Source organism: Streptomyces sp. C10-9-1 (assembly GCF_024497955.1).
GTDB classification, from domain to species: Bacteria; Actinomycetota; Actinomycetes; order Streptomycetales; family Streptomycetaceae; genus Streptomyces; species Streptomyces sanyensis.
In genome coordinates this window covers 57,230-84,224 of the sequence record NZ_JANHKP010000016.1, presented here as the reverse complement: position 1 = coordinate 84,224, position 26,995 = coordinate 57,230, and the positions used below count along the sequence as shown (strand labels likewise).

Genomic DNA, 26,995 nt, shown 5'->3' with positions numbered 1-26,995 from the left:
GGATCACCAGCGAAAGGTCCTCATACGCATCTGCTGGCGCATCCGGGCCGCACGCGCCTTCCTCGGCTGGACCCGGTCGCGGAGCGCCCTCGCCTCGTTCAGCTCACGCAGGAACTGCGCGCGCCGCCTGCGCCGGTCGGCGTCGGTCTCCGGGTGCTCGGCACGCTCCGGGTCGGGCTCCGCCATCGGTCACACCACCCCATGCACTCTGACTGCGCCCCGTCCCGCGGCCGGGGTACCCCACCACCTTCCCTCCGGCGCAGGGGTTGATGCGAGCGCGGGCTACTGTGGACGCCATGCGGATCCACGTCGTCGACCACCCGCTGGTGGCGCACAAACTCACCACACTGCGCGACCGGCGCACCGACTCCCCCACCTTCCGGCGCCTCGCCGACGAGCTGGTGACCCTGCTCGCCTACGAGGCCACCCGGGACGTGCGCACCGAGCAGGTCGACATCGAGACCCCGGTGACCGGCACGACCGGTGTGAAGCTCTCCCACCCCCGCCCGCTGGTGGTGCCCATCCTGCGCGCGGGCCTGGGCATGCTGGACGGCATGGTGCGGCTGCTGCCGACCGCCGAGGTGGGCTTCCTGGGGATGATCCGCAACGAGGAGACCCTGGAGGCGTCGACCTACGCGACCCGGATGCCCGAGGACCTCTCCGGGCGTCAGGTCTACGTCCTGGATCCGATGCTGGCGACGGGCGGCACGCTGGTGGCCGCGATCCGCGAGCTGATCGACCGGGGTGCCGACGACGTCACGGCCGTCGTGCTGCTCGCCGCCCCCGAGGGCGTGGCGGTGATGGAGCGCGAGCTGGCCGGGACCCCGGTCACCGTGGTCACCGCCTCGGTCGACGAGCGGCTGAACGACAGCGGCTACATCGTGCCCGGCCTCGGGGACGCGGGCGACCGGATGTACGGCGCGGCGGAGTAGCACCGCAGGGCGACGGTGACGGCCCGGGCCGGCGGCGCGAGGGCGCCGCCGGCCCGGTGCGTCCCGCGACCGTCCGGGCGTCCCGGGGCTCAGCAGCCGGAAGGGGAGGGCGCCGGCTTGCTCAGCGCCGCCAGCGCGGTGTCGGCCTCGGCCTTGGGCGACAGCGCGGTGAAGGCCGTGCCGATGATCAGGTCGACCTCCGCGCCCTCGCGGGTGTCGGTCTTGAGCTGGGTGCCGGTGAGCTGGGTGCCGAGCACCCGGAAGGGGCCGTCGTGGGCGGTGGCACCGCCGAGGAGCACCGCGGTGCCGGGCACCTTCTTGTCGTACTCCTCGGTGGCGTTGCCGATCTCCCCGATGGCGAAGCCGCGCTTCTTGAGCTCGTCGGCGGCCGCCTTGGCCAGTCCGCTGCGGGGTGTGGCGTTGTAGACGTTCACGGTGATCTCCCCGGGCGGCGGCGGGGGCGGCGCGGCGGAGACGACGGGGACGGGTTCGCACTCCCGGGCCTTCTTCGCGGCGGTGGCCGTGGTCTCGTCCCCGCCGGTGAAGGCGTCGATGAGCTGGACGGTGCCCCAGCCGGCCAGGCCGAGGGCGACCACCGCGGCCACGACCGCGAAGACGATTCTGCGGCGCCTCCGCGGGCGTCGCATCCGGGGATAAGCGTTGCCCGTGATGCGGTACTTTCCGCCCATGCCGGGGGGTGTGAGCATGCTCATGGGCGCAGCGTAGTGCCGTCTCGGCGCCATGCCTACTAAACGATCAGCTGCCTGCGTCCGTCCGGGAGGCGATTGACCTCGAAAGGAGGCACGCAGGAAGGCTGGGCGGGCCGTCACGCGGGGGCGGACCGGGCGGGTCCCGGGGCTGCCGGAGCGCTTCCGGGCGCACCGGACCGCGGACAGGGCCCGGCGGTCCGGGAAGCCGCACGGACCGCGCCCGGAGGCCGGGCGCGGGGGAGCCGGTCAGCCCAGTTCGAGCACCCGGGCGTGCAGCACCTGGCGCTGCTGGAGGGCCGCACGCACGGCGCGGTGCAGGCCGTCCTCCAGGTAGAGGTCGCCCTGCCACTTCACGACATGGGCGAAGAGGTCGCCGTAGAAGGTCGAGTCCTCCGCGAGCAGGGTCTCGAGATCCAGCTGGCCCTTGGTGGTGACGAGCTGGTCGAGGCGGACCGGGCGGGGCGCGACGTCCGCCCACTGCCGGGTGCTTTCCCGGCCGTGGTCGGGGTACGGCCGCCCGTTGCCGATGCGCTTGAAGATCACACGGAAAGCCTACCGGGCGACGGGCTCCCGGCGCAGCCGCGAGGCCAGGTGGCCATCAGGGTGAAACCCGGGCAGAAGCTGAGGAACCGGCTCCCGGAGCGGGTGCCGGTTCCCGTCGCGGGCCCGTCGGCGGGGTGCCGGTGCCGGCGGACCCGCACCGGGAGGCACCCGCCCGGGGCCGACACCGCACCCGGCTGCGGGGCCGGAGGCCGCGCGCGGTGGGCCTGCCGCACCGCCCGCAGGCGACGGCACCCCCCGGCGCGCGTCGCGCCGGGGGGTGCCGGGAGTCCGGCGGCACCGGAGCCGGTGCCGGGACGGGTCTCGTGTGCGTGCTACTCGGTCACCTCGTGGCCGTGGCCGTCGTGCAGGCCGCCGCCGCTGCCCGCGTCGCCGCCCGTCGGAACGGACTCGACCGGCGTGCGGAGCGAGCTGATGTCATGGGCGTAGGTCCCCACTGCGTTGGCGATGACGCCGATGTTCACGGCGAAGGCGTCCATGTTGATGTTGTCGAGGTCGTCGCCCGCGGCGTGGTAGTTCGGGTCGTAGGCCACGCCCGCCTGACCGCCGAACTTCTCGGCCTGGGCCTCGGTCTTGATGCCCTCCGCCCCGGTGAAGGTGCCGCCGGAGGGGATGCCCACCTCGATGAAGGGGCCGTAGTCGGAGCGCCCGGTGAAGTCCGTGCCCTCGTGCGGGGTGCCGCGGCGGTCGAGGAAGGCGTTGATGTCGCGCTCCAGCTGCGCCGAGCCCTGCGGCCCCGGCCCGGCGCCGACGCCGTCGGAGTCGTCGCCGTCGTAGACGAAGAGCCCGTAGTTCGGCGAGGCGATCATGTCGAAGTTCAGATAGAGCTTGATCTCCTTCCTGCCGAGATCGCTGAGTTCGGCGACGTAGTGCTCGGAGCCGAGCAGGCCGTTCTCCTCGGCCGACCACCAGGCGAAGCGGACCTTGTTGGCCGGCCGCTTCTCCTTCTTCGCCAGCTGCTCGGCGACCTCCAGCAGACCGGCGGAACCGGAGCCGTTGTCGTTGATGCCGGGACCCTCGCTGACCGAGTCCAGGTGGGAGCCGAGCATCACGGTGTTGGCCGCGTTGCCGCGCTTGGTCTCGGCGATCACGTTGCGGGTGGTGCGCGTCTGCTGGAGCTGGCGGATCTCCAGGGAGACCTCCACCGGCCCGGTCGCCAGGTCGGCCACCAGCTGCTCGCCCGCCGCCTTGGTCACTCCGCCGGTCGGGATGCGCCCGGCCGCGGCGTCGCCGAGGGTGCCGGAGAGCACGCCGTCGGTGTTGTTGTAGACGATGGCGCCCACCGCGCCCGCGTCGGCCGCCGTGGCCTGCTTCTGGGCGAAGGTGCAGCCGCCGCGCTTGATCAGCGCGATCTTCCCCGTGAAGGTGGCCGAGGCGTAGTCCTCCGCCTCGCAGCCGGTCGTGTCGTCCACCGGCACGGCGGCCAGGGCGGCCGTGATCCCGCCCACCGGGGTGGACGTCGTGTAGGTCATCGCCGCGATCTCGACGTCCCGCGGGGCGGGTGCGACGACCGACAGCTCCTCGGCCTGGGTCTCCGTGTACGGGAACTGGAACGTCTGGTAGGAGACGTTGTAGCCCCAGCGCTTCATCTGCTGGTACACGTACGCGGCGGAGGCGTCGTGGCCGAGCGAGCCGGCGGCGCGGTGGCCGTCGGTGGTGTCTGCTATCTGCTGGAACTTCTCCAGGTGGCGGAAGGCGTCGTCGGCCGACGCCCTGGCCACCAGTTTCCGGGCGAGCTTCGCCGCGTCCTTCGCCGCCCGGTCGCCGGGGTCGGCGCGGTGCGCTGCGGAAGGGGAGGCGGACGCCAGCAGGAGCGGGGTCGCGAGTGCGGCTGCGGCCAGGGTGGCCACGGCTCTGCGAGGGGATACGGTCACAGAGGTCCTTCCCGATGCGAACGTGGGTGGAAGGGAAGTTAGCGATCTCATCCGGATCTGGGAACACTTCAGTCACAACTGGCGGCGCATTTCATGCCATTGACACCCGGACGAGATCCCTCCGCCCCAACTGCCGCCGTTTGGCGTCTACTTGGCACCTTTGGCGCGATCGGAACGCTTGCCCGAACCCGAGGGTCCGGCCGCCGCCTTCCTCTCCTGCTTGTAGGCGCGCACCCGGGCCAGCGACTCGGGTCCCGTGATGTCCGCCGCCGAGCGGTGGGCACCCTCCTCGCCGTAGACGCCGGCCGCCTCCCGCCAGCCCCGCGGCCGCACCCCGTACTGCTTGCCCAGCAGCGCGAGGAAGATCTGCGCCTTCTGCTCCCCGTACCCGGGCAGGGCACGCAGCCGGGCCAGCAGCTCCGGTCCGCTGTCCACGTCCCGCCAGACCGCCTCGGCGTCGCCGTCGTACTCCTCGACGAGATGGCGGCAGAGCTCCTGCACCCGCTTCGCCATCGAGCCGGGGTAGCGGTGCACCGCGGGCTTGCGGCGGAGCAGGTCGGCGAAGGCCTCCGGATCCTGGGCCGCGATCGCGCCCGCGTCGAGGTCGTCGCCGCCGAGCCGCTGCGCGAGCGTGTACGGGCCGGTGAACGCCCACTCCATGGGGACCTGCTGGTCCAGCAGCATGCCGACCAGGGCGGCGAGGGCGCTCCGCCCGAGCAGTTCGTCGGCCTCGGGCTGCTGGGCGAGGTGAATCGTGGCATCCATGCCCCGATGATCACCCGCGACCGGGTGGGCCGCCAGCGTGGCCGCCCGGCCGGGTAGCGGGGACGTGCCCGGCCACCGGGCGCAGCCCGTGGCGACGGGCCGTCATCCGCTCGACGGTGGACCGCGGGAGCAGTCGGCGCAGCGCGAAGACCAGGGGCGCACCGCTGCCGACCGCGTACAGCGGCCGGGGCCTGGCCGCCTCCACGGCCCGCAGCACGGTGGCCGCGACCCGCTCCGCCGGGACGCCCCGGGCCTCGTTGGCGTCGAGGGCGGCGAGCATCGCCCGGTACTCCTCCCGGTAGGGGGAGCCTTCGGCCAGATAGCCCGTCCGGCGGGCGCTGATGCCGGTGCGGACCGCCCCGGGCTCGACGGTGGCCACCCCGATCCCGTACGGCGCCACCTCGCGGCGCAGCGCCGTGGCGAAGCCCCTGAGGGCGGCCTTGGAGGCCACGTACGAGGAGCGGTACGCCAGCGGGAAACTGGCCAGCATCGAGCCGACCATGACGATCCGTCCGCCCCGCCGGGCCCGCATGCCCGGCAGCACCAGCTGCGTCAGCCGCACCGCGCCGAGGACGTTCAGCCGGAAGAGGCGCTCCAGCGCCTCCTCCGGCAGTTCCTCCAGCGGCCCGCTCTGGCTCTCCCCCGCGTTGTTGACGAGGACGTCCACCGGGCCGGCCGCCGCGGCGCACGCCCGGACGGAGGCCGGGTCGGTCAGGTCCAGCTCCAGGTACTCCACGCCCGGGACCGGGTCGGTGACGGATCCGGGGCGGCGGCTCGTCCCGTACACCCGGTACCCGCGGGCGGTCAGGGCCGCGGCGACGGCCGCGCCGATGCCCGAGGAGGCACCGGTGACCAGGGCGGTGCCCGCGGCGCTCATCCGAGGCTCCGTGCGATCGCCCGGCCCGCCGCCCGTCCGGAGAAGACGCAGCCGCCGAGGAAGGTGCCCTCCAGCGCGTTGTAGCCGTGCACCCCGCCGCCGCCGAAGCCCGCCGCCTCGCCCGCCGCGTACAGCCCCTCGAAGGGCTCGCCGTCGGGGCGGACCACCTGGGAGTCGAGGGTCGTCTCCAGCCCGCCGAGGGTCTTGCGGGTGAGCAGGTGCAGGCGCACCGCGATCAGCGGTCCGTGCGCGGGGTCGAGCAGCCGGTGCGGCCGGGCGACCCGGGTGAGCCTGTCCAGCCAGTACGCACGGGCGTTGGCGACCGACATCATCTGGAAGTCCTTGGAGTAGGCGCCCGACGCCTCCCGGTCGCGGGCCGCCACCTCGCGCTCCACCTGCGCCGCGTCCAGCCTCGGGCCGGGGGCGATGGCGTTCATGCCCGCCACGAGTTCGGGGAGGGTGCGCCGCACGACGAAGTCCTCGCCCTTGTCCAGGAAGGCCTGCACCGGGCCGGGGGCGCCCCTGCGGGCGCGGGAGAGGACGAGTTTCAGGTCCTTCCCGGTGACGTCGGGGTTCTGCTCGGAGCCGGAGAGCGCGAACTCCTTCTCCACGATGGAGCGCGTCAGCACGAACCACGAGTAGTCGTGGCCGGTCGAGACGATGTGCCGGAGGGTGGCGAGGGTGTCGTGCCCGGGGAAGAGCGGCGCCGGCAGCCGCCTGCCCGTGGCGTCCAGCCACAGCGAGGAGGGGCCCGGGATGATGCGGATGGCGTGGTCGGGCCAGATCGGGTCCCAGTTGCGGACGCCCTCGGTGTAGTGCCACATCCGGTCGCGGTTCACCAGGGAGGCTCCCGCCTCCTCCGCGATGCCCAGCATCCGGCCGTCGACGTACGCGGGGACTCCGGTGATCATGGAACGGGGTGCGGGGCCGAGCCGCTCGGCGGGCCAGTTGCGCCGCACCAGTTCGGGGTCGCCGCCGATGCCGCCCGAGGTCACGACCACGGCCTGGGCCCGCAGCGCGAACTCGCCCGCCGGCTCTCGGGAGGAGGCCGCGCCGCGCGGCGCCGCGGACGGCTCCAGCACGGTGCCGCGGACGCCGACCACCGCTCCGCCCTCGGTGATCAGCCCGTCGGCGCGGTGCCGGTACCGGAAGCTCACCAGCCCCCGGGCGGCCGCCGCGAGGACCGGTTCGCGGAAGACGCGGACGACCTCCGGACCGGTCCCCCAGGTGACGTGGAACCGGGGCACCGAGTTGCCGTGCCCGGACGCCGAGCCCGCGCCGCGCTCGGCCCATCCGACGGTCGGCATCACGCGCAGCCCGAGCCGGTGGAGGTAGGCCCGCTTCTCCCCGGCCGCGAAGTCGACGTAGGCCTCGGCCCAGCGCCGCGGCCAGTGGTCCTCGCGCTCCCGGTCGAAGCCGGCCGACCCGAGCCAGTCGGAGAGGGCCAGCGCGGCCGAGTCCCGGATGCCCATGCGGCGCTGCTCGGGGCTGTCCACCAGGAACAGGCCGCCCAGGGACCAGAACGCCTGCCCCCCGAGGTTGGCCTCGCTCTCCTGGTCGACGACGATCACCCGCCGCCCGGCCCGGACCAGCTCGTACGTCGCGACCAGGCCGGACAGCCCGGCGCCCACGACGATGACGTCGGCGTCCCCGCTCACGGTGCCTCCTCGGCGATCGGTGTGCTGTAGGCGTTCAGGACGGTGAGGAAGAGCTCCTCCCGCCTCCGCCGGGGCTCCTCCGCCCCCGGTTCGAGAAGCACCTGCACCGAGGTGCCGTCGTGCACCGCGACGAGCGCCCGGCCCAGCGCGGTCACCTCCGGGACCCGGCGCCCGAGGCGGGCCAGCGTGGCGACGACGACGGGCAGGACCGTGTCCAGGACGGCCTGCTCCCGGGCGGCCATCACCCGGCGCAGCGCCGGGTTGCGCAGGGCGTGGGCGGTGAACTCGGCGGTGACCCGGTACCAGGCGTCGTCCACCGGGATCGCCCCGAGGGCGGCGCGCAGGGCCTGGTCCGGTGACGCCGCGGTGACCTCGTCGAGGGCCTCGCGCAGGTCCTCCAGCATGCGCTCGGAGCGCTCCTCCCACATGGCGAGGAAGAGTTCGTCGAGGGAGGCGAAGTTGGAGTAGAACGCCCCCCGGGTGAACCCGGCCCGCTCGCAGACCTGCTCGACGGTGGAGCGCCCGAAGCCCTCCTCGGCGAAGACCTGGAGCGCGGCGTCCAGCATGCGGCGACGGGTCCGGGCGCGGCGGGCGGTCACCCGGCGGGGTGCGGTGGTGCTCATGGCGGTCCCTTCTCGGATGCGTGAACGTATCGGATACGCGCATGTATCGACAAGGGGCCGGCGGGGCCGCAAGGGGTCCCGCGGGAGGTCCGGGCCCCGGGGCGCTGCACCCCGGGGCCCGGAGGGCGGAGGCCGTCGGCCTCAGGCGGTGCGGGCCCCGGCCGGCCCCGCCGGGACTCCCCCGGAGGCCGCGGGACGGTCGGCGATGTGGTTGTCGCCCTGGAGAACCGCGGGGCCGTCGTGGGCTGCGGGAGCGGCGGCCGGGTGCTGCCCGGGCCCGGACGCCGCGGGGTACGCCCCGGGAGCGGTCGCCCCGGCCAGCGCGGTGACGGCCGCCGCGGCGGCCAGCGCGAGCGCCGCGCGGGCGGGGGAGGTGCGGGGGATGCGGGCGGTGCGGGGGGCGGTGCGGGATCTGGTCATCGTTCCTCGCTGTACTCCGGTGCCGGGCGGGATGCGGGAGGCGGCGCCGCGGAGCGCGGATCGGCGCCCGGCGGCCGCCTCCCGTCTCTCAGAGGCGGGCCGGGGGCCGGGCGGTTGAGAACACCCGGCCCCCGGCGGCGTCATTGGCCGAAAACGGCTCGGCTCGGACGCTTTCCGGCCGTCCGCACCGGCGTGCCCCGCGGGCCGTCCCCGTGTGACCGTCCTCACACCCCCGTGCCGACGAGTCCCGGCGTCGCGGGCGGTCTCCCCTCACGGCACGGCAGAGACCACCGGAGCGAGCACCGCCGACGCAGATACGGAGCACCCGCCATGACCGCAGCCGCCAAGGGCCCCGCGAGCTACTTCCCCTCGATCGAGAGGACGTACGGCCGCCCCGTCGCCGAGTGGAAGGAACTGATCCGCGCCTCGCCGCTGACCCGGCACATGGAGCTCGTGTCCTGGCTCAGGGCCGAGCACGGCCTGGGGCACGGCCACGCCAACGCCCTGGTGGCCCACACCAGGGCCGAGGACGCCACCCGGTCCTGACCGCCGGGGGCGGCCGGTCAACGGCCCGGCCGTCCTCTCCCGCCACCGGGGACCGCGGGGACCGCGGGGGAGCGCCCGCGGTCCCCGGTGGCGGGCACCGCCCTACCCCAGAGGCCGCTCCGGTGCGAGGACCGCGGCGATCCGGGCCGCGACCAGCTGGGCGGTGTTGCCGTCCGGGGAGTCCGGGCCCAGGGTCGTCGACACGGCGATGGCCAGGTGACGGGACGGCAGGTACGCCTGGACGGCGGCGAAGCCGTTGAAGACGGGGTTCTGGGTGATCCAGGTGTTCAGCACGTTCACGCCGAGCCCGTAGTGGCGCGCCTCGGTGTTGGCGAGGCAGACCGTCTCCGGGCAGGTGTCCGTCGGTCCGCCGAGCCCCACGGTCCCGGGGTCCAGCTGCTCGCGGTGGGCGCGCCGGGAGAGCAGCTCCCCCGTGCCGACGGCCGCGGCCGAGCGGGCCAGGTCGCAGATGTCCGTCGTCATCACCGCGCCCGGCGCCGTGCTCCACGAGGGGTTCCAGAAGGTGGACTCCTCGTAGGTGCCGCGCTCGGCGGTGAAGGCGTGCAGCACCGGCGCGGGGATGTCGGGCGTCGTGGAGGAACGGGTCTCGGACAGCCCGAGGGGCCGGAGGACCCGCTCACGCAGCAGTGCGTCCAGCGGCCTGCCGGTGATCCGCTCCAGCGCCCTGCCCAGGATGACGAAGTTGGCGTGCGAGTAGCTCCAGTTGGTGCCCGGCCGGTACCACAGGGGGTGCGAGGTGGAGATGCCCACCAGCTCGCGCGGCCCCCACTGCCGGAACGGGTCGGCGTCCAGGGCCGCCAGGAAGCCCGGGTCGGTGACGTAGTCCGCGAGCCCCGAGGTCGAACTGCCGAGCATCCTCAGGGTGATCTGCTCGGAGTGCGGCAGCCGGGGCAGCCAGCGGGAGACGGGGTCGTCCAGCGACACCCGGCCCTCGTCGACGAGTTGGAGCAGCACCGTGCCCAGGTAGGAGATGGCCACGGACCCGTTGCGGAAGTGCATCGCGGGATCGGCGGGCACGCCGGTCATCGACTCGCCCATCGCGGAGGTCACCACCTCCCGCCCGCGCACCGTCACCTTGAGGACGACGGAGTTGAGGTCCAGGTCGCGGCGCGCCTCCTCGGCGATGCGGACGACGTCCGCCGCCTTCCCCGCCCGGGCCGGGGGCGAGGCGGTGCACGGCGGTGGGCGGTGGTCCGCGGCGGTGGCCGGGAGGGGACCGGCGAGCAGGGCGGCGGCAGAGAGCGCGGAGAGCAGGATCTTCCTCATGGAGAAGAGGTATGCGCACATCCGGGCCGTTCTCCCGGTGACCGGGCGGAGGTGACCGGTTCGGCGGCGGGGCCGGGGCGCACCCGGCCCAGCGCGTCCCCCGTGCGGGCGCATCCCCGCGCGTCGCGCCCGGACGCCGCGTGCTCCGCCGCCGGTGGCTCCCTACGCCCTGCGGGCGCGGCGTCCGGCCCGGTTGCCGGCACTCCCGTCCGGCCACAGCCGCGGCCGCCGCCGTGCCGCGACGTCCTCGATCCAGCCGACCGCGAGCACCGCCAGGGCGATCAGCGGCCAGACCACCACGAACGTCCACATCGAGTACGTCGCGTCGAGTGCCGCGTCGCCCCTCTCCCCGGCGAGGAAGGGCAGCCGGTACCCCTGGGTGACGACCACCCCCGCCACGAAGATCAGCAGGTTGTGCCACAGGTAGATCGTGACCGCCCGGTTGTTGGACAGGGTGACGAGCCCGTCCCACTTCGCCAGCCGGCCCGGGAGCCGCTCCCAGGAGGGGGCGTACTGGAGCAGGATGAGCACGAAGCCGAACGACCAGGCCGCCTGTGCCAGCGGGATCTCGTTGAGGTTCCAGCCGCCGGAACCGGCGTGGCCCGAGGCCCACCACAGGCCGAAGGCCATCACCAGGAAGCCCCAGGACACCGCGGCGTACCGCGGGATCCGCTTCAGCAGCCCGTCGTGATGCGCGAAGCCCAGGACCCAGCAGCCGCCGTAGACGGCGAAGTCGGTCACCGCCTCACCCGTCTCGCCGGGGATCGCGACCAGACCGGTGCCGACGACGGCCGTCAGCGCCAGGGGGGCCGCCAGCACGGCCCACGGGACGCGGCGGAAGGCCCACAGCAGCAGCGGCGAGGCCAGGACGAACCACAGGTAGGCGCGCAGGTACCACAGCGGGCCCGCGGCCTGCACCGCCCAGTCGTCGCCGAACGGGTAGGGCGGCGCGCCCAACGGCACCAGGTAGGAGAGGACCCTGACCAGGCCCCAGGCGGCGCCTTCGCCGGTGTCCTTCAGCGGGTTCCAGCCGCCCGCGATGAGCACGGACAGCGTCACCGCGCCGAACGCCCACAGCGGGGGCAGCAGACGCCGCACCCGGCTCATGATCACCTGGCGTGCCGGGCGGTCCAGCGAGCGCGCCATCAGCATGCCCGCCAGCGCGAACATCACCCCCATGGAGGGGAAGAGGATCGTCAGCCAGGCCCAGCCGAAGACGTGGTACGCCACCACACGGACGAGCGCGACGGACCGCAGCAGGTCCAGGTAGCGGTCGCGGCCCGGCTTCCGCTCCGCCGGAGCGGCGCCCTCGGGCCCGGGTGTCTCGGACCGCGGCGGATCGGCGTCCACGGGACCGGCCGGGGCGGTACCGGACGGTTCGGCACCCGGCGGTTCGGCCTCCCGGACGCCGACCGGTGCGGCGGGCGGGGGATCGGCCTGCCAGGCGCCGGCCGATGCGGTCGGCGACGGGCCGGGCCCCGCTGCCTGCTCGTGCGTGGTCATCCGACGGGCCTCCGATCGCTGCCGCTCGCCTGCTCGGCCGACTGCCTCGGGACCGAGCCCGGGGCCGCCTCCACCACTCCGGTGCGCCGCAGCTTCTGCCAGCGCAGGCGGCCGCCGGTGAGTGCGGTGATCCAGGACTGGAGCAGCACCACGTACATCAACTGCCGGTAGAGGATCTGCTGGAGGGGAAGGGAGACGAGGTGCGTCATCTTCTCCCGGTCCAGCCGGAACGCGTAGGCGGCACAGACCGCCTGCACCGCGAGGACGCCCAGCCAGGCGGCGACCGTCTTCCCGGTGGGCCCGAAGATGAGCCCGTACAGGAGGAACACGTCGATCAGCGGCGCCAGCAGCGGTGCCAGCACCATGAACAGCGAGACCAGCGGCAGCCCCACGCGGCCGAAGCGGCCGGAGGGCCCGCGTTCCACCAGGGCCCGGCGGTGCTTCCAGATCGCCTGCATCGTGCCGTAGGACCAGCGGTAGCGCTGCGACCACAGCTGCTGGACGGTCTCCGGCGCCTCGGTCCAGGCCCGGGCGTTCTCCGCGTAGACCACGCGCCAGCCGTCGCGGTGCAGGGCCATGGTGATGTCGGTGTCCTCGGCGAGCGTGTCGTCGCTCATGCCGCCGACCCGCTCCAGCGCCGAACGCCGGAAGGCCCCGACCGCGCCCGGGATCGTCGGCATGCAGCGCAGCATGTCGTACATCCGGCGGTCCAGGTTGAAGCCCATCACGTACTCGATGTGCTGCCAGGCGCCGATCATCGAGTCCTTGTTGCCGACCTTCGCGTTGCCCGCGACCGCACCCACCCTGGGGTCCGCGAAGGGCTGCACGAGTTCGCCCACGGTGGAGGGTTCGAAGACCGTGTCGCCGTCCATCATCACGACCAGGTCGTAGCGGGCGTTCACCAGGCCCCTGTTGAGGGCCGCGGGCTTGCCCGCGTTGAGCTGGCGCACGACGCGGACGTTGGGCAGCCCCATGTCCTCGACGATGCGGGCCGTCCCGTCGGCGGAGCCGTCGTCGACGACGATCACCTCGATGGGGTGCTCACTCGTCATCAGGGACCGGATCGTGTTCTCGATGCACTTGGCCTCGTTGTACGCGGGCACCAGCACCGAGACGGGCTCGGTCACCGGGGCGGGGCCCCAGCGGAAGTTCTTGCGGCGGACCCGGCGGGCGTGGGCGCCGGACAGCACGAGCATCAGGCCGAAGCGGGTGAAGACCAGCACGCCGATGGCCGCCAGCGCGACGACCAGGACGTCGGTGGTGTCCTCCGATGCCTGGACCAGGAAGGTCCATGCCTTGCCCTTCCACAGGTCCACTCCGGTGACCGGTGTGTGGGCGCTCGGCGCGTCGAGCGCCTCGGTGAGGTTCTGGAAGCGGTAGCCCTCGGCCTTCATCGCGGGCAGGAACCGGTCCAGTGCCGCCACGGTCTGCGAGCGGTCGCCGCCGGAGTCGTGCATCAGGACGATCGCGCCCTTGCCGTCCTCCGGGGTGGCCCTGCGGATGATCTCGCCGACGCCCGGCCTGCGCCAGTCCTCGGTGTCGGTGTCGTTGACGACGGTGATGTAGCCGCGCGTTCCGACGTACCGCGTCACGGGCCACGACGCGTTGTCCATCGCGTCGGCGAAGGAGGAGTAGGGCGGCCGGAACAGCGACGAGCGGATACCGGCGGCCCCGACGAGCGCCAGCTGGTTCTGGGACAGCTCCCAGTCGATGCGGCTCTTGGACTGCAGGGAGAGGTCGGGGTGGTTGAAGGTGTGCAGCCCGACCTCGTGGCCCTCGTCGACCATGCGGCGGACGAGGTCCGGGTGCCGCGAGGCCATGGTGCCGGTGACGAAGAAGACCGCGTGGGCGCGGTGCTTCTTCAGCACGTCGAGCACCTTGGGGGTCCAGGTGGGGTCCGGGCCGTCGTCGAAGGTGAGGACGATGCTGTCGTCGGGCACACTCAGGCTGGTCACACGGTCGCCGCGGGTGTCGAGGACCGGCCCGCTCTCGTGGACCTCCGGGGGCACCTGGTCGCTGGCGGTCTCCGAGCTGACGCGGTGGTCGGCGAGGATCTCGCTGTTCACGTAGCCGCGGAGCATCAGCATCGTCATCACGGCGACCAGAAGCAGCGAGGGAAGCAGGAAGCGCAGCGGCAGCGAACGGCGACGGCCGACCGGAGCGCCTTTGCGAGCGGAAAGACGCTTGCGGGTGGATCTGCTCACAGGACGCTCTCCGTCGAGGAGTGGGCGGCCCCGCCGGCGAACCCGGCGGGCACCGGGAGGGCGAGGCTCTCGACCGCGGAGCCCCCGCCGGTGGGGGACGTGGTCGCTTCCGGCGTGGGGCCGCCGGAGGAGGCGGAGGGCGAGGGCAGGGGCGTGGACGAGGAGGAGGGCTCGGCCGGGGGATCCTCCGTGGTGGCGTCCGGTGAGGGTGCCGTGGTGGCCGCCGAGGAGGGGTCGGGGGTGGGGGAGCCGCTCGGAGCGGGAGCGCTCGCCGAGGGGGTGGGCACGACCCTGGCGGGGGCCGCGGGCGGTACGCCGCCGGTGGCGCTGGGCGTCGGGAGCACACTCACGGTGGGTGACGGCTCGGCCGACTCGGACGGCGGCGTGGATATCTCGACCTGCCCGGCCGGTACCCCCTGGTCCTGGTCCGGGACGGGGAGCCAGGGCGCGGCGGAGTTCCCGGACAGCAGCGTGCCCACGATGATCACGGCGTAGACGGCGCAGGCGGCCCCCATCAGGGTGCCGAGGCGCCGGAAGGTGCGGCTGCGGCGACCGGACTCGTCCACGAACACGGGGCCGTCGGGCTCTCGGCGGACCTCGGCGGCCGACTCGGCCGGGCGGACGGACCACTCGCCGTCGGAGCCGCCGATGCGCACCGCGTCCATCTGGACGGTGACCTCGTTGGGGTCGTGCGCGTCGGCGGAGGGGGCGTCGGCGAGGGGGGCGCCCGCCTGCGCGGCGGCGGCCCGGGGAAGCGGGCGGGTTCTGCCCGCATCGGAGGAACCGGGCGACGGGACGTCACCCTGTGTGATCCACGGGTCCGGTCTTCGCGCGTTCTCCGCGGCGGAGCCGCCCGGGGTCCCGGCCGGCGCGCCGCCGAACCAGGACTCCTGCCCGCCACCGGATCCCGGCGGCGTCACCGGGTCGGCTTCGCGCGGGCCGCCCACCCCCGGCGAAACGGTGCGATCATCAGACCGATCGGCCTCACGGTCACTCCTTCCACCGACATCTCGTCGACCAGGTTGACCATGATCAAGCCACTTTTCCACTCCGACGCACATCCCCATGGACACCGATCGGGCGCGTCGTACGCTCCCGGGCTGACGTACCTGTTCACAGGAACGAACCTGGACGGTTCGAACGCCCCCTCTGTCACACTGTGCCCGGGGGCCATGAGGGTAGCGCATGGACCTGTGGGGTGGACATTTCCACGAGTTGTGAATTTCCGGTGAAGCATCAGGTGTGGCCGGAAACCGGCCGACCGCAGGCCAGAACTCGAACGCAGCCCGAACAGCCGCCTCCTCCCGCCCGTCACCGGCCCTCCGGCCTCGCTTCACCCCTCGCACCCCGGACCGGACCACGCCTCCTCCCGGCCGGGCGAAGCGGCGCCCCTCGGATGCCTGTGCGAGGTCCGGGGCTACCCTGACCGCCATGAAACGCGCCGGATGCCTGCTCCTCGCGGCCCTCCCCGTCGGCCTGACGGCGGTGGCCTACCTCTTCGCACCCGCACATTCGGAGAGCGACGCACTGAGCAAACCCGCCGCGTCCTCCACCCAGGGAACCCGCCAGCAGGCCAAGGAGTCCGCGGAGGACCCGGACGACGCGGCGATCGCCGACCTGCCCCCCGGCCTGGCCGCACCCGCGAAGAAGGAGCTGGCACAGCGGTTCGTGGCGACCGCCGTGAACTCCACCGCGGACTGGCGCAGTACATACGGCGCCGTCAAGGACATCGGGGACGGAAGGGGCTACACCGCGGGAATCGTCGGGTTCTGCACGGGCACCCACGACCTGCTCACGCTCGTCGAGCGCTACACCGAGGACCACCCCGGCAACGGCCTCGCCCGTTACCTGCCCGCCCTGCGCACGGTGGACGGCACGGACTCGCACAAGGGCCTGGACCCCGGCTTCACCGCCGCCTGGGAGGCCGAGGCGGAGGTCGAGGCCTTCCGCGAGGCCCAGGAGGTGGAACGCGACCGCGTGTACTTCGACCCAGCGGTCCGGCTGGCCAAGCTCGACGGCCTCGGCACCCTGGGGCAGTTCGTCTACTACGACGCGATGGTCTTCCACGGTCCCGACACGGCCGCGAACGGCTTCTACGACCTCCGCGAACGTGCCCTGGCGGAGGCGGACACCCCCGCGGAGGGCGGCTCCGAGAAGGAGTACCTGGACGCATTCCTCGACGTGCACCGCAAGGCCATCAAGGCGAAGCGCCCGGACAGCGACACCAGCCGGGTCGACACGGCCCTTCGGCGGTTCCTCTACAACGGCAACCTGTCCCTCGACACGCCTCTTGAGTGGAGGATGTACGGCACGCTCTACACGGCCTGACAGGCCGGGGAACTCCCGCCGCCGGCGCCACCGCACGGACGGGCCCCGTCCCCCGCGCCGGGGTTGCCCGGTGCCGGGGGCGACGGGACCACGGTCCCCTCACACACCGCCCCCGGACCCACGGGGCAGAGGAGCCCGCCGGAGCGCCGGGCGTGTTCCCCGCGCGGCGGGACGGGCGGGAACCGGCATGGCCTGGCGCGGACTTCAGCCGTCGGCCTGCGTCCCGGCGCCGACGGCCCCCGCGCCGCGGCGGAGGACGACCGCACGACGCGCGGTCACCACGGCCATGAGCGCGAAGCAGATGCCTCCCAGGCACCGGCCGAGCAGGTCCACGCCGTCCACGCGCTGGCCGGCGAGGTTCTCCACGATCTTCCAGACGTCGTAGAACACCAGACCGGTGAGCGCCAGGGCGCAGAGTGCCGTCGTCCACCAGCGCTCGGGCCAGCCCTTGTCCACGTCTCCCCCGTCACGACCGCGGCCGCGACACGCGCCCGGCCGTGTGCTCCGCCCGCCGCGCGCCCCCTCGCTCCGGGACACGGCGCGCCCGGGGCGGCTGAACCGCCCTCACGCCTCTCCTCGGCAACCGCGCCCCACCGCCGCACTCCCCCGCCCGGCGGCGAAGCCGTGCGCACGGCGGGGCCGCCGCCGTCCGGTGCCGCGTCCTGCGCCGGAGGACGGGCCACCGCCTTCATGGCAGGGGTGACAGGAGTCGAACCTGCGGCATCCGGTTTTGGAGACCGGCGCTCTGGCCATCTGAGCTACACCCCTTCGGTGTGCCGAGAGTCTGCCATGTCCGGCGGCGGGCGCACTACCCGATATCGCACGCGGCGACGCGGGGCCGTCCCGCGGTCACCACTGGCAGAAGGCGACGGTCGCGTCGTCTCCGGACTTGTAGCGCGGCCATCGCCGGCCGTTGGGGTCCGTGGCTTCGACCTTGCGGACGGTGTCGATGAGCTCACTCGGCCCTCCGGCCCGGAGCATGGTGAAGACCTGGGGCCACGTCGCCATGCCGTACCCGTCGACCAGGCACGAGGCGCCGTCGGACAGGACGGCCGCCGCCCGTACGCCATCGGCCGGAGTGCTTCCCGTGACCACGTGGTCCGCGGCCTCCGGATCGGCCGCCGCCACCCAGTAGCCGCCGGGGACGTTGCGGGTCTGCCGCTGGGCGGTCACGAAACGCCGTACGGCCTCCTTGTGCTCGGCCGTGTGGGTCTCGTACTGCTCCACCTCGGCCCGCAGTTCGGGGAGCACCTCGTCGACGCGGAGGTCGGTGACGACGGTGACGCCGTCCTGCCCTTCGAGGACGACGGGGGAGTCGGCCAGGACCATGTGGTCGAGGAAGCCCTCGCGCTGCCGGAGGACCGCCACCGTCGCCGAGGGGGTGCCGGGGTTGCCCAGGTCGCAGTCGGGGTGGAGTGCGGCCACGTGCCCGAGTGCCCGGGCCAGGCCGCTCGCGAGCGGGACCTCCGGATCGGCCAGTTCGGCGAGAAGCCGACTGCCGAGGCGGGACACGTACCAGGGCACTCCGTGGCGGCATCCCGTGTCGAGCCCTGCGGTGCTGAGTCCGTCCAGCACCACGGCGAGTGCGGGCGTGCCGGCCACCCAGTCCTCGTTGGGGGCCGTTCCACCGGGTCGGGTGTCCATCGTGACGCGCATGCTCAGCCTTCGTGTCGGTACAAGGGGTTGATGTGCGGGCTCCCCGCCGCTTCGAGTGTCGTCGACCCGCCCGGCGGCCCGGGACCGGGGTCGATCACCGACGCGGACGGACCGCGGGGTTCGGGACTGCGGGGCCGGCTTCCGGGACGCGGGGGGCCGTTCTCCCGCCGCCGGTGGTCGCACTCCCCGGAACCACGGCACACGCGCCCGGGGCGGGTATCCGGGTGCCCGGAGCACGCAGCGCCTCCTGCCCGGCCATCCGCTTCACCGTGGGCTGGTCCGGCTCCTCTCGAAGACCTCGCGCCGCAGCACATCGAGCACCCCGACACGAACCGCCTGGTGCAGCACCGAGTGGTCCCGCCTCGATGCGCCGATGTCCGCTCACCCTCCCGGAACGGCCGGATGCCGACAGCGGCCACTGACGACCACCTGGCCCAGGAAATCGCAGAACCGGGGGGAGCCCTGTCGCCGCACTGCAGGACCTCCGGCGCCTGCATGTGAGGGACGACTCGTGCGCACTCCCGCATGAGGTGGCGACCTCGTAGGAGCAGGCGTGCCGGTATTCGTCACTTCAATGGGAACTTACCTGAGACCGAACGGAGTTCAGCCTGGCTCTGTGATGCTGGAGGTAGGTCGAGAGGGGCCGCAGCGATGCAGTGGAAGATCCACGGCGAACGTCCGATCTACGAGAACAGCTGGGTGAACCTGTGGCTCACCGACGTCGAGACGCCGGACGGGAACCGCTGGGGCACCACGTCGTGAAGCTCCGGCACCTGGCCGTCGCCGCCGTGGTCAACGAGCGGCGCGAGGTCTTGATGATGTGGCGGCACCGCTTCATCACGGACCCCTGGGCGTGAGAACTGCCCATGGGCCTGGTCGAGGAAGGCGAGAGCCCGGCGGAAGCGGCCTCCCGGGAGGTTCAGGAGGAGACCGGCTGGCGGCCCGGCCCCATCAAGCCGCTGATCTACGCCGAGCCGACCAACGGCATCACCGACTCCCAGCACCACGCCTTCCGGGCCGACGGGGCGACATACGAGGGCCCGCCGACGGAGAAGAACGAGTCGGACCGGATCGAGTGAATCCCGCTGGCCGACGTGCGGGGCATGAACGACCGCCGCGAGATCGTCAGCAGCGGCTCCCTGGTCGGGCTGCTGTACGTGCTCACGGACGAGGCGATCCGCTGATCCGGCGGGGCGGCACTTCCCGGAGACGGGAGTCGGATGGCACCGCCCGTGTGGTGAACCCGACCGTTGATGACCGAGGCCCGAGCTGCGCTGTGAGTCCGCGTCACCGCGGGGCCCCGCGGATATCCGGCAGCGCGGGGAACCGCGGGTACGGGCGGTTCCCGGCAGCACGCTGGCACGACAACGGCCCCTGACCACAACGCCTGGTCAGGGGCCGTCGGCCACTGCGGTGGGTGTGGGATTTGAACCCACGGTGACTTGCGCCACGACGGTTTTCAAGACAGTGCTACGGGAAGCCTGGCGTACGTGTCTGACCTGGTCGTTCCGTACGATCCGGGCCCCGCGCCGCCACCGGCGGTCCACACCTGGTCCACTGGGTCGGCTCAGCTCCCTGCTTGCCACTCGGGCCCGACAACTGACCTCTTGATCCGTAGGATCGGGCAACGCCTTGCGGGAGCCCCCCGCGGTCTCCCGAACTGATCGCCCACGTTGGCGATCACGGGTCACTGTGTGCCGCCGTTGCCGTCAAGGCTGCCGTCAGCTCGGACCGCCTCCACCACACGCCTCAGAACCCGGCCATGGACTTGTCGAGCACTCCGCCCAGTGCACCGTAGGCACTACACCGCACCGAGTGCCTTGCCCTGCGGCGGAGCGCGAACCCCACGATGAATGACAACGCGAAGAGCCCACCGAGGACCATCGCGACGACCGGGTTGTAGACGATGTACACGAAGCACGCGATGCCGGCCCAGATCAGGATTGGCAGAAGCGAGCCGCGTAACACCGTCCCGAACCCGATCCGCTCTGGACCCGACGGCAGTACGCGTTCATGCCACACCTCGATGTGGTTCCTGGTCGCACAGTGCTCGGGTCTCATGAATCCATCACACCACCGACGGCTCGGGTCTGGTGTGGTGATCCGGAAGAAACGGCCTGCTCAGCGTCTCGCCGCCCGTTGAACAAATCAGGTGTACCTGGCCACCGTGTACACGGTCGGCCCCGTGAGCGTGCCTCCGGAGCCGTCGGTCATGTCCAGGATCTCGAAGCCGACGCGTCCCGCGTACTGTTCCAGCTCGCACGGGAAGAGGACGCGTCTGCGGATCTCGTCCTGGGCCTCGTCTCCTGAGGGGAGTGCCCAGTGCCGGCGCATGGTGTTGATCTGCGTTCGCAGGTCCCACTCGTGGCGGATCGTGACGGTCGCCGGGCCGCTCGGGGTGTCGACCGTGGCGGTCATCGGTTCGGTCCTCGTGATGGGTGCGACGGGGGAGCACAGGATGAGCAGGCTGCCCCTGTGGGCGTGGGCCGCGAACGTGGCGAAGACCTGGGTGATCTCGTTGTTGTCGTGGACGTAGGTGAGGCTGTTGCCCATGCAGGTCACCACGTCCATGCGCCGCCGGAGTCGCGCGGTGCGCATGTCTCCGATGCGGATGTCCAGCTCCGGGCGGACGTGACGGGCGTAGTCGACCATGCCGGGCTGGAGGTCCAAGCCGATGCACTCGAAGCGCTTGGCCAGGATCTCCAGGTCCCTGCCGGTGCCGCATCCGAAGTCGAGCAGCGTCCGGGCGTCCGGCCAGTGCGTCTCGATCAGGGTCTGACACATCCCAGCACCGGTGCTGTCGGACTGAATCACGTCGTACAGGGCCGGGTCCCGGTAGAGGAGGTTCGTCGCTTCCACTGGTTCCGCTTCCGTGTCGTGGCTGGTCACATGAGGCTCCGCAGTCCGACCTCAAGGGCGAGGACATCGCACAGCAGATCGGGGACGGTTGGGGCGGCGTCGGCGTCCTTGCGGGCCTGAGCGAGTGCCTTGCCGTCAACGTAGCCGAGATCGACCAGGACGGATTCCCTCAGCATGTCGTCCAGTACGGGCAGGCCGTAGGAGCGCAGCCCCTTCTCCAGGACGGCCAGGAAGTCCGGCTCGGCCGGCGCCGCCACCGACTCCGGCAGTCCCGCCCGCCTGATCCGCTGACGGAACAGCGCCTTGCCTCGCTTGTACTCGTGCGGCACCTGCTCCATGGGGCGTTCCGCATGGTGCTGGACCCTGAGACCGGTGACCACATCTGCCGCAAGGACGCGGTGGAACCACCCGTCGAGGTTCGTCGGGCTCTGGCGTGGGTGTCGGACCACTCGCTGAAGGTGGTGGACATAGCCGAGTCGGACAACGTGCGGGGCGCCCTTCGGGCGCTGTCCAGGACGCTCGCCGGGAAGCAGGCCGCGGACAACACGGTCCGTAGGAAGCGGGCCGTCCTCAGCAACGCCTTCCGCTATGCCATCGAGCGCGACCTGCTGGCGGCGAACCCGTTGGACCGCATCGACTGGTCGCCCCCGGAGACGACGGACGAGGTCGATTTCCAGTTCGTCCCCGGGCCTGAGCAGGCGCGTGACCTGCTGGCGGCCGTGGCGGACGTCAGCTCCAGGGGACGGCATCTGCACGCCTTCTTCGGGTGCATGTACTACGCCGCTCTCCGGCCCGCCGAGGTCGCCGGTCTGAAGCGGAGCAACTGCAAGCTGCCAGCGCAGGGCTGGGGCGAGCTGGTGCTGTCCAGGAGCCGCCCGGAGGTCGGGTCCGGATGGACGGACGACGGGAAGTCCTACGAGGAGCGCGGGTTGAAGCGCAGGGCGCGCAGGGCCACCCGTCCGGTCCCGATTCCACCCGTGCTGGTCGCGATGCTGCGCGCGCACCTGGACGAACACGGAACGGCCCCGGACGGGCTGCTCTTCCGTGCGGTACGCGGAGGACGCGTCCGGTCCACGGAGTACACGGAGCTGTGGCAGGCGGCCCGGGGAAAGGCCCTGTCCGCCGAGGAGGCCGGGACGCCCCTCGCGGACGTGCCGTACTCCCTGCGGCATGCCTGCGTCTCACTGTGGATCAAGGCTGGCGTGGATCCCGTGGAGGTGGCCCGTCGGGCCGGCCACAGTCCGGCCGTCCTGTGGAAGTTCTACGCGAAGCTGCTCCGGGGCCACCAGGACGCATCGAACCGCATGATCGATGCCGCTCTGGAAGCCCGCCGGGACGCATGACGGCCGTGGCCAGCCTGGCCACAGGTTGGCCACACGCCCTGGTCAACACCGGGAATCGGGCGGCATGGGGTGAGACAGGGTGAACACCGAGGGCGGGCCCCGGAATCCGGGACCCGCCCTCTGACCAGCCAGTTCTCTGACCTGCAAGCGGTGGGTGTGGGATTTGAACCCACGGTGACTTGCGCCACGACGGTTTTCAAGACCGTTCCCTTAGGCCGCTCGGGCAACCCACCCGCGCCCCGGGCCCGACGGGCCGGAGCGGGCTACAGACTACCCGGCGCCGCCCGGCCGCGTGGGGCGGCCGAAGGGGTCAGCGGTCGCCCTTGCGTTCGCCGAGGGTCAGCTCGGCCGTGCGCTCCTGGCCGTCGCGCTCGTAGGTGAGGGTCACCCGGTCACCCGGCTTGTGGGTCCAGATCTCGCTGATGAGCGTCGGACCGCTGTCCACGGGCTCGCCGTCGAAGCCGGTGATGACGTCACCGGGCCGGAGACCCGCCTGCGCCGCGGGGCCGTCGGGGGTGACCGGCTCGGTGCCGCCCGCGCCCTCCTGCGCGATGCGGGCCCCGTCGCCCTGGCCCGACATGTCGACGGTGGCGCCGATCACGGGGTAGACGGGTGTGCCGGTCCTGATGAGCTGCTGGGCGACGGTCGTCGCCTGGTTGACGGGGATGGCGAAGCCGAGGCCGATGGAGCCCGCCTGGGACTGGCCGAAGCCGTTGCCCGCCGACTGGATGGCCGAGTTGATGCCGATGACCGCCCCGCCGGAGTCGAGGAGCGGGCCGCCGGAGTTGCCGGGGTTGATGGACGCGTCGGTCTGCAACGCGCTCATGTAGGAGTTCTTGCCGCTGGAGCCGTCGCCGGAGGCGACCGGGCGGTTCTTGGCGCTGATGATGCCGGTGGTGACGGTGTTCGACAGCCCGAAGGGCGCGCCGATCGCGATGGTGGAGTCGCCGACGGCGACCTTGTCCGAGTCGCCCAGCGGCAGCGGGACCAGCCCGGCGGGCGCGTTCTTGAGCTTGAGCACCGCCACGTCGTAGCCCTGGGCCCGGCCGACGACCTCGGCGTCGTAGGTCTTGCCGTCGGAGAAGGTCGCGGAGAGCGTGCCGCCGTCGGCCGCGGACTCCACCACGTGGTTGTTGGTGAGGATGTGGCCTTCCTTGTCGTAGACGAAGCCGGTTCCGGTGCCGGCCTCGCCCCCGGGACCGCCGCCCGCCGCGGCCTCGATGGTCACCACGCTGGGCAGGGCCTTGCCCGCCACGGCGGCGACGCTGCCGGGCTCCCGTTCCAGGGAGCGGGGGGCGGCGGCGGAGACGGTGGTGGAGCCGCCGTCGCTGCGTTCGGCGGCCCAGTAGCCGATGCCGCCGCCGACACCGCCCGCGACGAGCGCGGCCACCAGGACGGCGGCGACCAGGCCGCCCGGGCGGCGGCGGGGCGCGGGGGCGGCGGCGGGCGCGCCCCACACGGGCCCGCCGTCGCCCCCGCCGTGGGAGGGGAGTCCGGACGGGGGCGGCGGCCAGCCGGCGCCGCCCGCCTGGTGCGGGGCACCGGTCGGAGCCGGTGCGGGGGTGCCCGACGGGGACGCGGGGTGGGGAGGCGGCGTCGCCGCGCCGTCGGGCCGGGGCCCGGGTGCGGCGTCGTCCCCGTAGGCCCCGGGCACGGGCTCCGGGCCGGGGGCGGCCGGGCCCGCGGGGGCCCGTCCCTCCGGGGAGCCGGGGGCGGGGGGCGTCGCGGGAGCATTCTCCGGCCGAGGCGGTACGGACGGGGCTGCCGGTTCCGTGTTGCCCTCGTTCTCGGTGCTCACAGCTGTGTCTCCTCAGATTCCACATCGGTATACGGCTCGGCCCGCGCCGGCGGACGGGCTCCGGTGCCGGACGGGGCACGTTGAGCACATGTCCGCCGACCAGCCTTTCCCACCGCACGTCAGGCCACTGTAAGCAGGACCTGTGTGTATCGCGGCAATCCTTTACTTCCGGCAAAACGCCCGCATCTCCGGGAGGGCCGGAGGCCGGGGCGGGGCGGCTGGCGGATCCCCTGCTCCGTCTGCCCCGTTCCGGTGACACCATGACGCGGTGACCTCAGCACCTCAGCCCCGCCGGAGCCAGTCCGGGATCCAGGTCGTCGCCCACCGGGGCGCGTCCGAGGACGCCCCGGAGCACACCCTCGCCGCGTACCGCAAGGCGATCGAGGACGGGGCGGACGCCCTCGAGTGCGATGTGCGGCTCACCGCGGACGGGCATCTCGTCTGCGTGCACGACCGCCGGGTCGACCGGACCTCCAACGGCCGCGGCGCCGTCTCGGCGCTGGAACTCGCCGACCTCGCGACCCTGGACTTCGGCTCCTGGAAGGACGCCCCGGAGAGCCCCGACTGGAAGGACCCCTCGCTCACCTCGGTGCTGACCCTGGAGCGGCTGCTGGAGCTGGTCTCCGACGCGGGGCGGCGGGTGGAGCTCGCGATCGAGACGAAGCATCCGACCCGCTGGGCCGGTCAGGTGGAGGAGCGCCTGCTGACGCTGCTGGGCCGCTTCGGGCTGGCGGCGCCGCCCTCACCGGAGGAGTCCCCGGTGCGGATCATGAGCTTCTCCGCGCGGTCGCTGCACCGGGTGGCTGCCGCGGCGCCGACCGTGCCCACCGTCTACCTGATGCAGTTCGCCACGCCCCGGGTGCGCGACGGCCGGCTCCCCGCGGGCTCCCGTATCGCCGGCCCGGGGATCCGCATGGTCCGCAGCCACCCGGGCGTGGTGGAGCGGCTGCGGGCTGCGGGGCACTCCGTGCACGTGTGGACGGTGAACGAGCCCGAGGACGTGGAGCTGTGCGTCGGCCTCGGCGTCGAGGCGATCATCACCAACCGCCCGGGGCCGGTCCTGTCCCAGCTGGGCCGCGGCTGAGCCGATCACGGGGAGTGCACCGGCGCATTCACTGCGTGGCCACACATGTCGAATGCGTCACGCCTGCGCGCTTGGCCGGTTTCCGGCACGGTCCGGGAGGGCATCCACACCGTGGCGTGGGGCAAAGGAGGTCTCGGGGGTGGCGTTGGTGGTGGCACAGGAGGTGCCCACGTCGTCGAGCATGGCCGTGCCCCACGGCCCTGCCGGCGTAGGGCGGGCACGGCGCCGGATGCGTGAGCAGTTGCTCCTCGGCGGTGTATCCGACTCGGTCGTCGACGATGCGGTTCTCGTCCTGTCGGAGCTCTTGAGCAATGCCTGCCGGCACGGCAGGCCGCTCGGGGCCGCGGACGCGGGCGAGGGCGATGTGGTGGCGGCCTGGCGCGTCGACGGGACGGGCGGGCTCACGGTGGAGGTGACGGACGGGGGCGGGCCGACCCGACCCGTCCCGTCGACGCCCTCGGTGACGGCACGCGGCGGCCGCGGGTTGAACATCATCTCGGCACTGGCCCGGGAGTGGGGCGTGCGGGACGGCCTGGGGGGCGAGGTCACCGTCTGGGTGGTCCTGGCGGCGGGTCACCGCCGGGAGGACTTCGCGACGCGGGTGGGCGGTCCGTCCTTCGGCTTCGCGGACGCCTTCGACGACCTCTGAGCGCGTGCGGCGCCGGTCCCGGGGCGGGACGCGCCCGGCGCGCCGATCGCGATGCGCCCGGGGAGGGGCTCGCGGACACGCGTGCGGCCGTCCGGGGAGCAGCCCGCGGGGTGCTCCCGCGCGCGATGCCCGGCAGTGCGCCCCGGGCGCGGCGGCATGCGGCTAGGCTCGCGCCGACACCGCACCGCCGCAATCGGGAGATAGCCACACCATGGCCAAGAAGCGCCCCCAGACGAAGGCGACGAAGCCTCGGACCACGGCCGGGGCACGCTCCGCAGGAGCGAACGAGCCCGTGCCCGTCGTGGGCGCCCGCGAGCCCTGCCCCTGCGGCTCGGGCCGCCGCTACAAGGCGTGCCACGGGCGCGCCGCGAGCCACTCCGTGACCGAGCTGGTCCAGCGCCCGTTCGAGGGCCTGGCCGGGGAGTGCGACTGGGTGGCACTGCGCGAACTGGTGCCCGCCGCGACCGTGGAGCTGTCGCTCAAGGACGGCCTGCCCGAGGGAGTGCCGTCCGTGACCCTGGCGACGGTCCTGCCGATGGCCTGGCCCGCGCTGCGCCGGGACGACGGCTCCGTGCTGGTCGGCCTCCAGAACGACACGCCGTCCGGCGACCTCAGCCGCGACCTCGCCTCCACCCTGACCAGGGCGCTGGCGGCCGAGCCGGGGACTCCGGTGACCGGTGGCCGTGCCGAGGAGGGCGCGGCGCGGCTGCAGGACCTGCTGGACCCCGAGGCGCCCTTCGAGCCGACGGTGCACTCCGGCTTCGAGTTCTGGGTGCCGGACTCCGCCGAGCAGGCCTCCTCCGAGGTGGCCGCCTCCCTGGAGCGGGCGAACGCCGCGGCGATCCCGACCGTGAAGCTCGCCGGGGTGGACTCCGCCTACTGGTGCGAGACGCCGGAGAAGAACCACCTGCGCTGGGTCATGCCGCACCCGGAGGAGCGCCTGCTCGACGCCCTGGCGCGGCTGCACGCCGCCGGTGCGTCCTCGCTCGGGGAGGGCACCCGCCTGGTCGGCTCCTTCCGTGCGCACGGCCTGGTCGTCCCCGTGTGGGACCTGCCGACCGGGATGGGCGCCGAGGACTGCGAGAAGCCCGCGGCGGAGTTCGCCGAGCGGCTGGCGTCGGCCCTGGCCGACGGCACCCCGCTCACGGCCGAGGAGCGCCGTGCCCGCGGCGGTCTCACCAACCGCCAGGTCACCCTGAGCTGAGCGCGGCACGGCCCGGGAGCCGCGGGTGATGCCAGTCACAACTCGCTCTCCGGGAAGGTAAATCCCTGTCCGAATACGAGAGATCGAATTTGCGGAACGCAGATCTCTTGTTAC

At 73.1% G+C, this 26,995-nt stretch carries 26 protein-coding genes, 2 tRNA genes and 1 pseudogene; 8 read left to right on the top strand and 21 right to left on the bottom strand.

The features are described 5' to 3' along the window. Window positions 1-3: 3 nt before the first annotated feature. Window positions 4-186: a hypothetical protein gene (locus tag NPS70_RS22620; RefSeq protein WP_256526205.1), complete on the bottom strand. Its 183-nt coding sequence runs from the start codon at window positions 184-186 to the stop codon at window positions 4-6. Window positions 187-296: 110 nt separating this feature from the next. On the opposite strand from NPS70_RS22620, the gene upp reads away from it, so the two are divergent. Then, on the top strand, window positions 297-932 hold the full coding sequence (gene upp, locus NPS70_RS22615; RefSeq protein WP_256526204.1) for a uracil phosphoribosyltransferase: 636 nt from the start codon (window positions 297-299) through the stop codon (window positions 930-932). 89 nt (window positions 933-1,021) lie between these two features. On the opposite strand, the gene NPS70_RS22610 is transcribed toward upp, so the two are convergent. From NPS70_RS22610 to NPS70_RS22575, 8 genes are all read right to left on the bottom strand, one after another. Beyond that, window positions 1,022-1,645 carry a LytR C-terminal domain-containing protein gene (locus NPS70_RS22610; protein ID WP_256526203.1) on the bottom strand — a complete coding sequence of 208 codons (624 nt, stop codon included), beginning with the start codon at window positions 1,643-1,645 and terminating at the stop codon, window positions 1,022-1,024. Window positions 1,646-1,888: 243 nt separating this feature from the next. Further along, complete coding sequence (locus tag NPS70_RS22605; protein WP_003955420.1) at window positions 1,889-2,185, bottom strand: type II toxin-antitoxin system VapB family antitoxin; 297 nt, start codon at window positions 2,183-2,185, stop codon at window positions 1,889-1,891. A gap of 332 nt (window positions 2,186-2,517) precedes the next feature. Continuing rightward, window positions 2,518-4,053, bottom strand: a complete 1,536-nt coding sequence (locus NPS70_RS22600; RefSeq protein WP_256526285.1) for a M28 family metallopeptidase — start codon at window positions 4,051-4,053, stop codon at window positions 2,518-2,520. Window positions 4,054-4,224: 171 nt separating this feature from the next. Beyond that, a complete protein-coding gene (locus tag NPS70_RS22595; protein ID WP_256526202.1) occupies window positions 4,225-4,842 on the bottom strand; it encodes an HhH-GPD-type base excision DNA repair protein in 618 nt (205 codons plus the stop codon). 10 nt (window positions 4,843-4,852) lie between these two features. Further along, complete coding sequence (locus NPS70_RS22590; protein WP_256526201.1) at window positions 4,853-5,719, bottom strand: SDR family NAD(P)-dependent oxidoreductase; 867 nt, start codon at window positions 5,717-5,719, stop codon at window positions 4,853-4,855. Further along, window positions 5,716-7,377 (bottom strand): FAD-binding dehydrogenase, encoded by a 1,662-nt coding sequence (locus tag NPS70_RS22585; RefSeq protein ID WP_256526200.1) that lies wholly within the window; start codon window positions 7,375-7,377, stop codon window positions 5,716-5,718. The genes NPS70_RS22590 and NPS70_RS22585 overlap by 4 nt, the downstream gene beginning before the upstream one ends. Next, entirely contained in the window at window positions 7,374-8,000 is a 627-nt protein-coding gene (locus NPS70_RS22580) for a TetR/AcrR family transcriptional regulator (RefSeq protein ID WP_256526199.1), read from the bottom strand. The genes NPS70_RS22585 and NPS70_RS22580 overlap by 4 nt, the downstream gene beginning before the upstream one ends. A 141-nt stretch (window positions 8,001-8,141) precedes the next feature. Continuing rightward, a complete protein-coding gene (locus NPS70_RS22575; protein ID WP_256526198.1) occupies window positions 8,142-8,420 on the bottom strand; it encodes a hypothetical protein in 279 nt (92 codons plus the stop codon). Window positions 8,421-8,750: 330 nt separating this feature from the next. On the opposite strand from NPS70_RS22575, the gene NPS70_RS22570 reads away from it, so the two are divergent. Further along, the gene (locus NPS70_RS22570) at window positions 8,751-8,966 is read left to right on the top strand and encodes a DUF4287 domain-containing protein (protein ID WP_256526197.1); all 216 of its coding nucleotides are present in this window, start codon (window positions 8,751-8,753) and stop codon (window positions 8,964-8,966) included. 102 nt (window positions 8,967-9,068) lie between these two features. Here NPS70_RS22570 and NPS70_RS22565 read toward each other — a convergent pair whose 3' ends face one another. The 4 genes from NPS70_RS22565 to NPS70_RS22550 all read right to left on the bottom strand — a co-directional run bounded on the left by NPS70_RS22565 (window position 9,069) and on the right by NPS70_RS22550 (window position 14,880). Beyond that, window positions 9,069-10,253 (bottom strand): serine hydrolase, encoded by a 1,185-nt coding sequence (locus tag NPS70_RS22565; protein ID WP_256526196.1) that lies wholly within the window; start codon window positions 10,251-10,253, stop codon window positions 9,069-9,071. 162 nt (window positions 10,254-10,415) lie between these two features. Further along, the gene (locus tag NPS70_RS22560; RefSeq protein ID WP_256526195.1) at window positions 10,416-11,756 is read right to left on the bottom strand and encodes an acyltransferase; all 1,341 of its coding nucleotides are present in this window, start codon (window positions 11,754-11,756) and stop codon (window positions 10,416-10,418) included. Continuing rightward, window positions 11,753-13,849 carry a polysaccharide deacetylase family protein gene (locus NPS70_RS22555; protein ID WP_305886230.1) on the bottom strand — a complete coding sequence of 699 codons (2,097 nt, stop codon included), beginning with the start codon at window positions 13,847-13,849 and terminating at the stop codon, window positions 11,753-11,755. Before NPS70_RS22555 ends, NPS70_RS22560 begins: the two co-directional genes overlap by 4 nt. A 107-nt stretch (window positions 13,850-13,956) precedes the next feature. Beyond that, on the bottom strand, window positions 13,957-14,880 hold the full coding sequence (locus tag NPS70_RS22550; protein ID WP_256526193.1) for a hypothetical protein: 924 nt from the start codon (window positions 14,878-14,880) through the stop codon (window positions 13,957-13,959). A 511-nt stretch (window positions 14,881-15,391) separates the two neighbouring features. Between NPS70_RS22550 and NPS70_RS22545 the strand changes: the two genes are divergently transcribed. After that, entirely contained in the window at window positions 15,392-16,288 is an 897-nt protein-coding gene (locus tag NPS70_RS22545) for a chitosanase (protein ID WP_256526192.1), read from the top strand. A 204-nt stretch (window positions 16,289-16,492) separates the two neighbouring features. On the opposite strand, the gene NPS70_RS22540 is transcribed toward NPS70_RS22545, so the two are convergent. From NPS70_RS22540 to NPS70_RS22530, 3 genes are all read right to left on the bottom strand, one after another. Continuing rightward, a complete protein-coding gene (locus NPS70_RS22540) occupies window positions 16,493-16,744 on the bottom strand; it encodes a hypothetical protein (protein WP_256526191.1) in 252 nt (83 codons plus the stop codon). A 235-nt stretch (window positions 16,745-16,979) separates the two neighbouring features. Then, window positions 16,980-17,056: transfer RNA gene (locus NPS70_RS22535), tRNA-Trp, on the bottom strand. An 81-nt stretch (window positions 17,057-17,137) separates the two neighbouring features. Beyond that, complete coding sequence (locus NPS70_RS22530) at window positions 17,138-17,944, bottom strand: protein phosphatase 2C domain-containing protein (protein WP_256526190.1); 807 nt, start codon at window positions 17,942-17,944, stop codon at window positions 17,138-17,140. A gap of 651 nt (window positions 17,945-18,595) precedes the next feature. Here NPS70_RS22530 and NPS70_RS22525 point away from each other — a divergent pair. Beyond that, window positions 18,596-19,128, top strand: a pseudogene (locus tag NPS70_RS22525) (NUDIX hydrolase). Window positions 19,129-19,693: 565 nt separating this feature from the next. On the opposite strand, the gene NPS70_RS22520 reads toward NPS70_RS22525, so the two are convergent. The 3 genes from NPS70_RS22520 to NPS70_RS22510 form a co-directional block, all read right to left on the bottom strand. Then, window positions 19,694-20,005 (bottom strand): hypothetical protein, encoded by a 312-nt coding sequence (locus tag NPS70_RS22520; RefSeq protein ID WP_256526189.1) that lies wholly within the window; start codon window positions 20,003-20,005, stop codon window positions 19,694-19,696. An 87-nt stretch (window positions 20,006-20,092) separates the two neighbouring features. Further along, window positions 20,093-20,803 carry a methyltransferase domain-containing protein gene (locus NPS70_RS22515; protein WP_256526188.1) on the bottom strand — a complete coding sequence of 237 codons (711 nt, stop codon included), beginning with the start codon at window positions 20,801-20,803 and terminating at the stop codon, window positions 20,093-20,095. Between the two features lie 26 nt (window positions 20,804-20,829). Next, window positions 20,830-21,141 carry a hypothetical protein gene (locus NPS70_RS22510; RefSeq protein WP_256526187.1) on the bottom strand — a complete coding sequence of 104 codons (312 nt, stop codon included), beginning with the start codon at window positions 21,139-21,141 and terminating at the stop codon, window positions 20,830-20,832. 12 nt (window positions 21,142-21,153) lie between these two features. On the opposite strand from NPS70_RS22510, the gene NPS70_RS22505 reads away from it, so the two are divergent. Continuing rightward, window positions 21,154-22,146: a tyrosine-type recombinase/integrase gene (locus NPS70_RS22505; protein WP_256526186.1), complete on the top strand. Its 993-nt coding sequence runs from the start codon at window positions 21,154-21,156 to the stop codon at window positions 22,144-22,146. 148 nt (window positions 22,147-22,294) lie between these two features. Here NPS70_RS22505 and NPS70_RS22500 read toward each other — a convergent pair. Continuing rightward, window positions 22,295-22,379, bottom strand: a tRNA-Ser gene (locus NPS70_RS22500). Window positions 22,380-22,456: 77 nt separating this feature from the next. Further along, window positions 22,457-23,944 carry a trypsin-like peptidase domain-containing protein gene (locus NPS70_RS22495; RefSeq protein WP_256526185.1) on the bottom strand — a complete coding sequence of 496 codons (1,488 nt, stop codon included), beginning with the start codon at window positions 23,942-23,944 and terminating at the stop codon, window positions 22,457-22,459. A 268-nt stretch (window positions 23,945-24,212) separates the two neighbouring features. Here NPS70_RS22495 and NPS70_RS22490 point away from each other — a divergent pair, with 268 nt between their 5' ends. From NPS70_RS22490 to NPS70_RS22480, 3 genes are all read left to right on the top strand, one after another. Continuing rightward, a complete protein-coding gene (locus NPS70_RS22490; RefSeq protein ID WP_256526184.1) occupies window positions 24,213-25,028 on the top strand; it encodes a glycerophosphodiester phosphodiesterase in 816 nt (271 codons plus the stop codon). Between the two features lie 52 nt (window positions 25,029-25,080). Then, complete coding sequence (locus tag NPS70_RS22485) at window positions 25,081-25,677, top strand: ATP-binding protein (protein ID WP_256526183.1); 597 nt, start codon at window positions 25,081-25,083, stop codon at window positions 25,675-25,677. 211 nt (window positions 25,678-25,888) lie between these two features. Then, entirely contained in the window at window positions 25,889-26,881 is a 993-nt protein-coding gene (locus NPS70_RS22480) for a DUF5926 family protein (RefSeq protein WP_256526182.1), read from the top strand. Window positions 26,882-26,995: the final 114 nt, after the last annotated feature.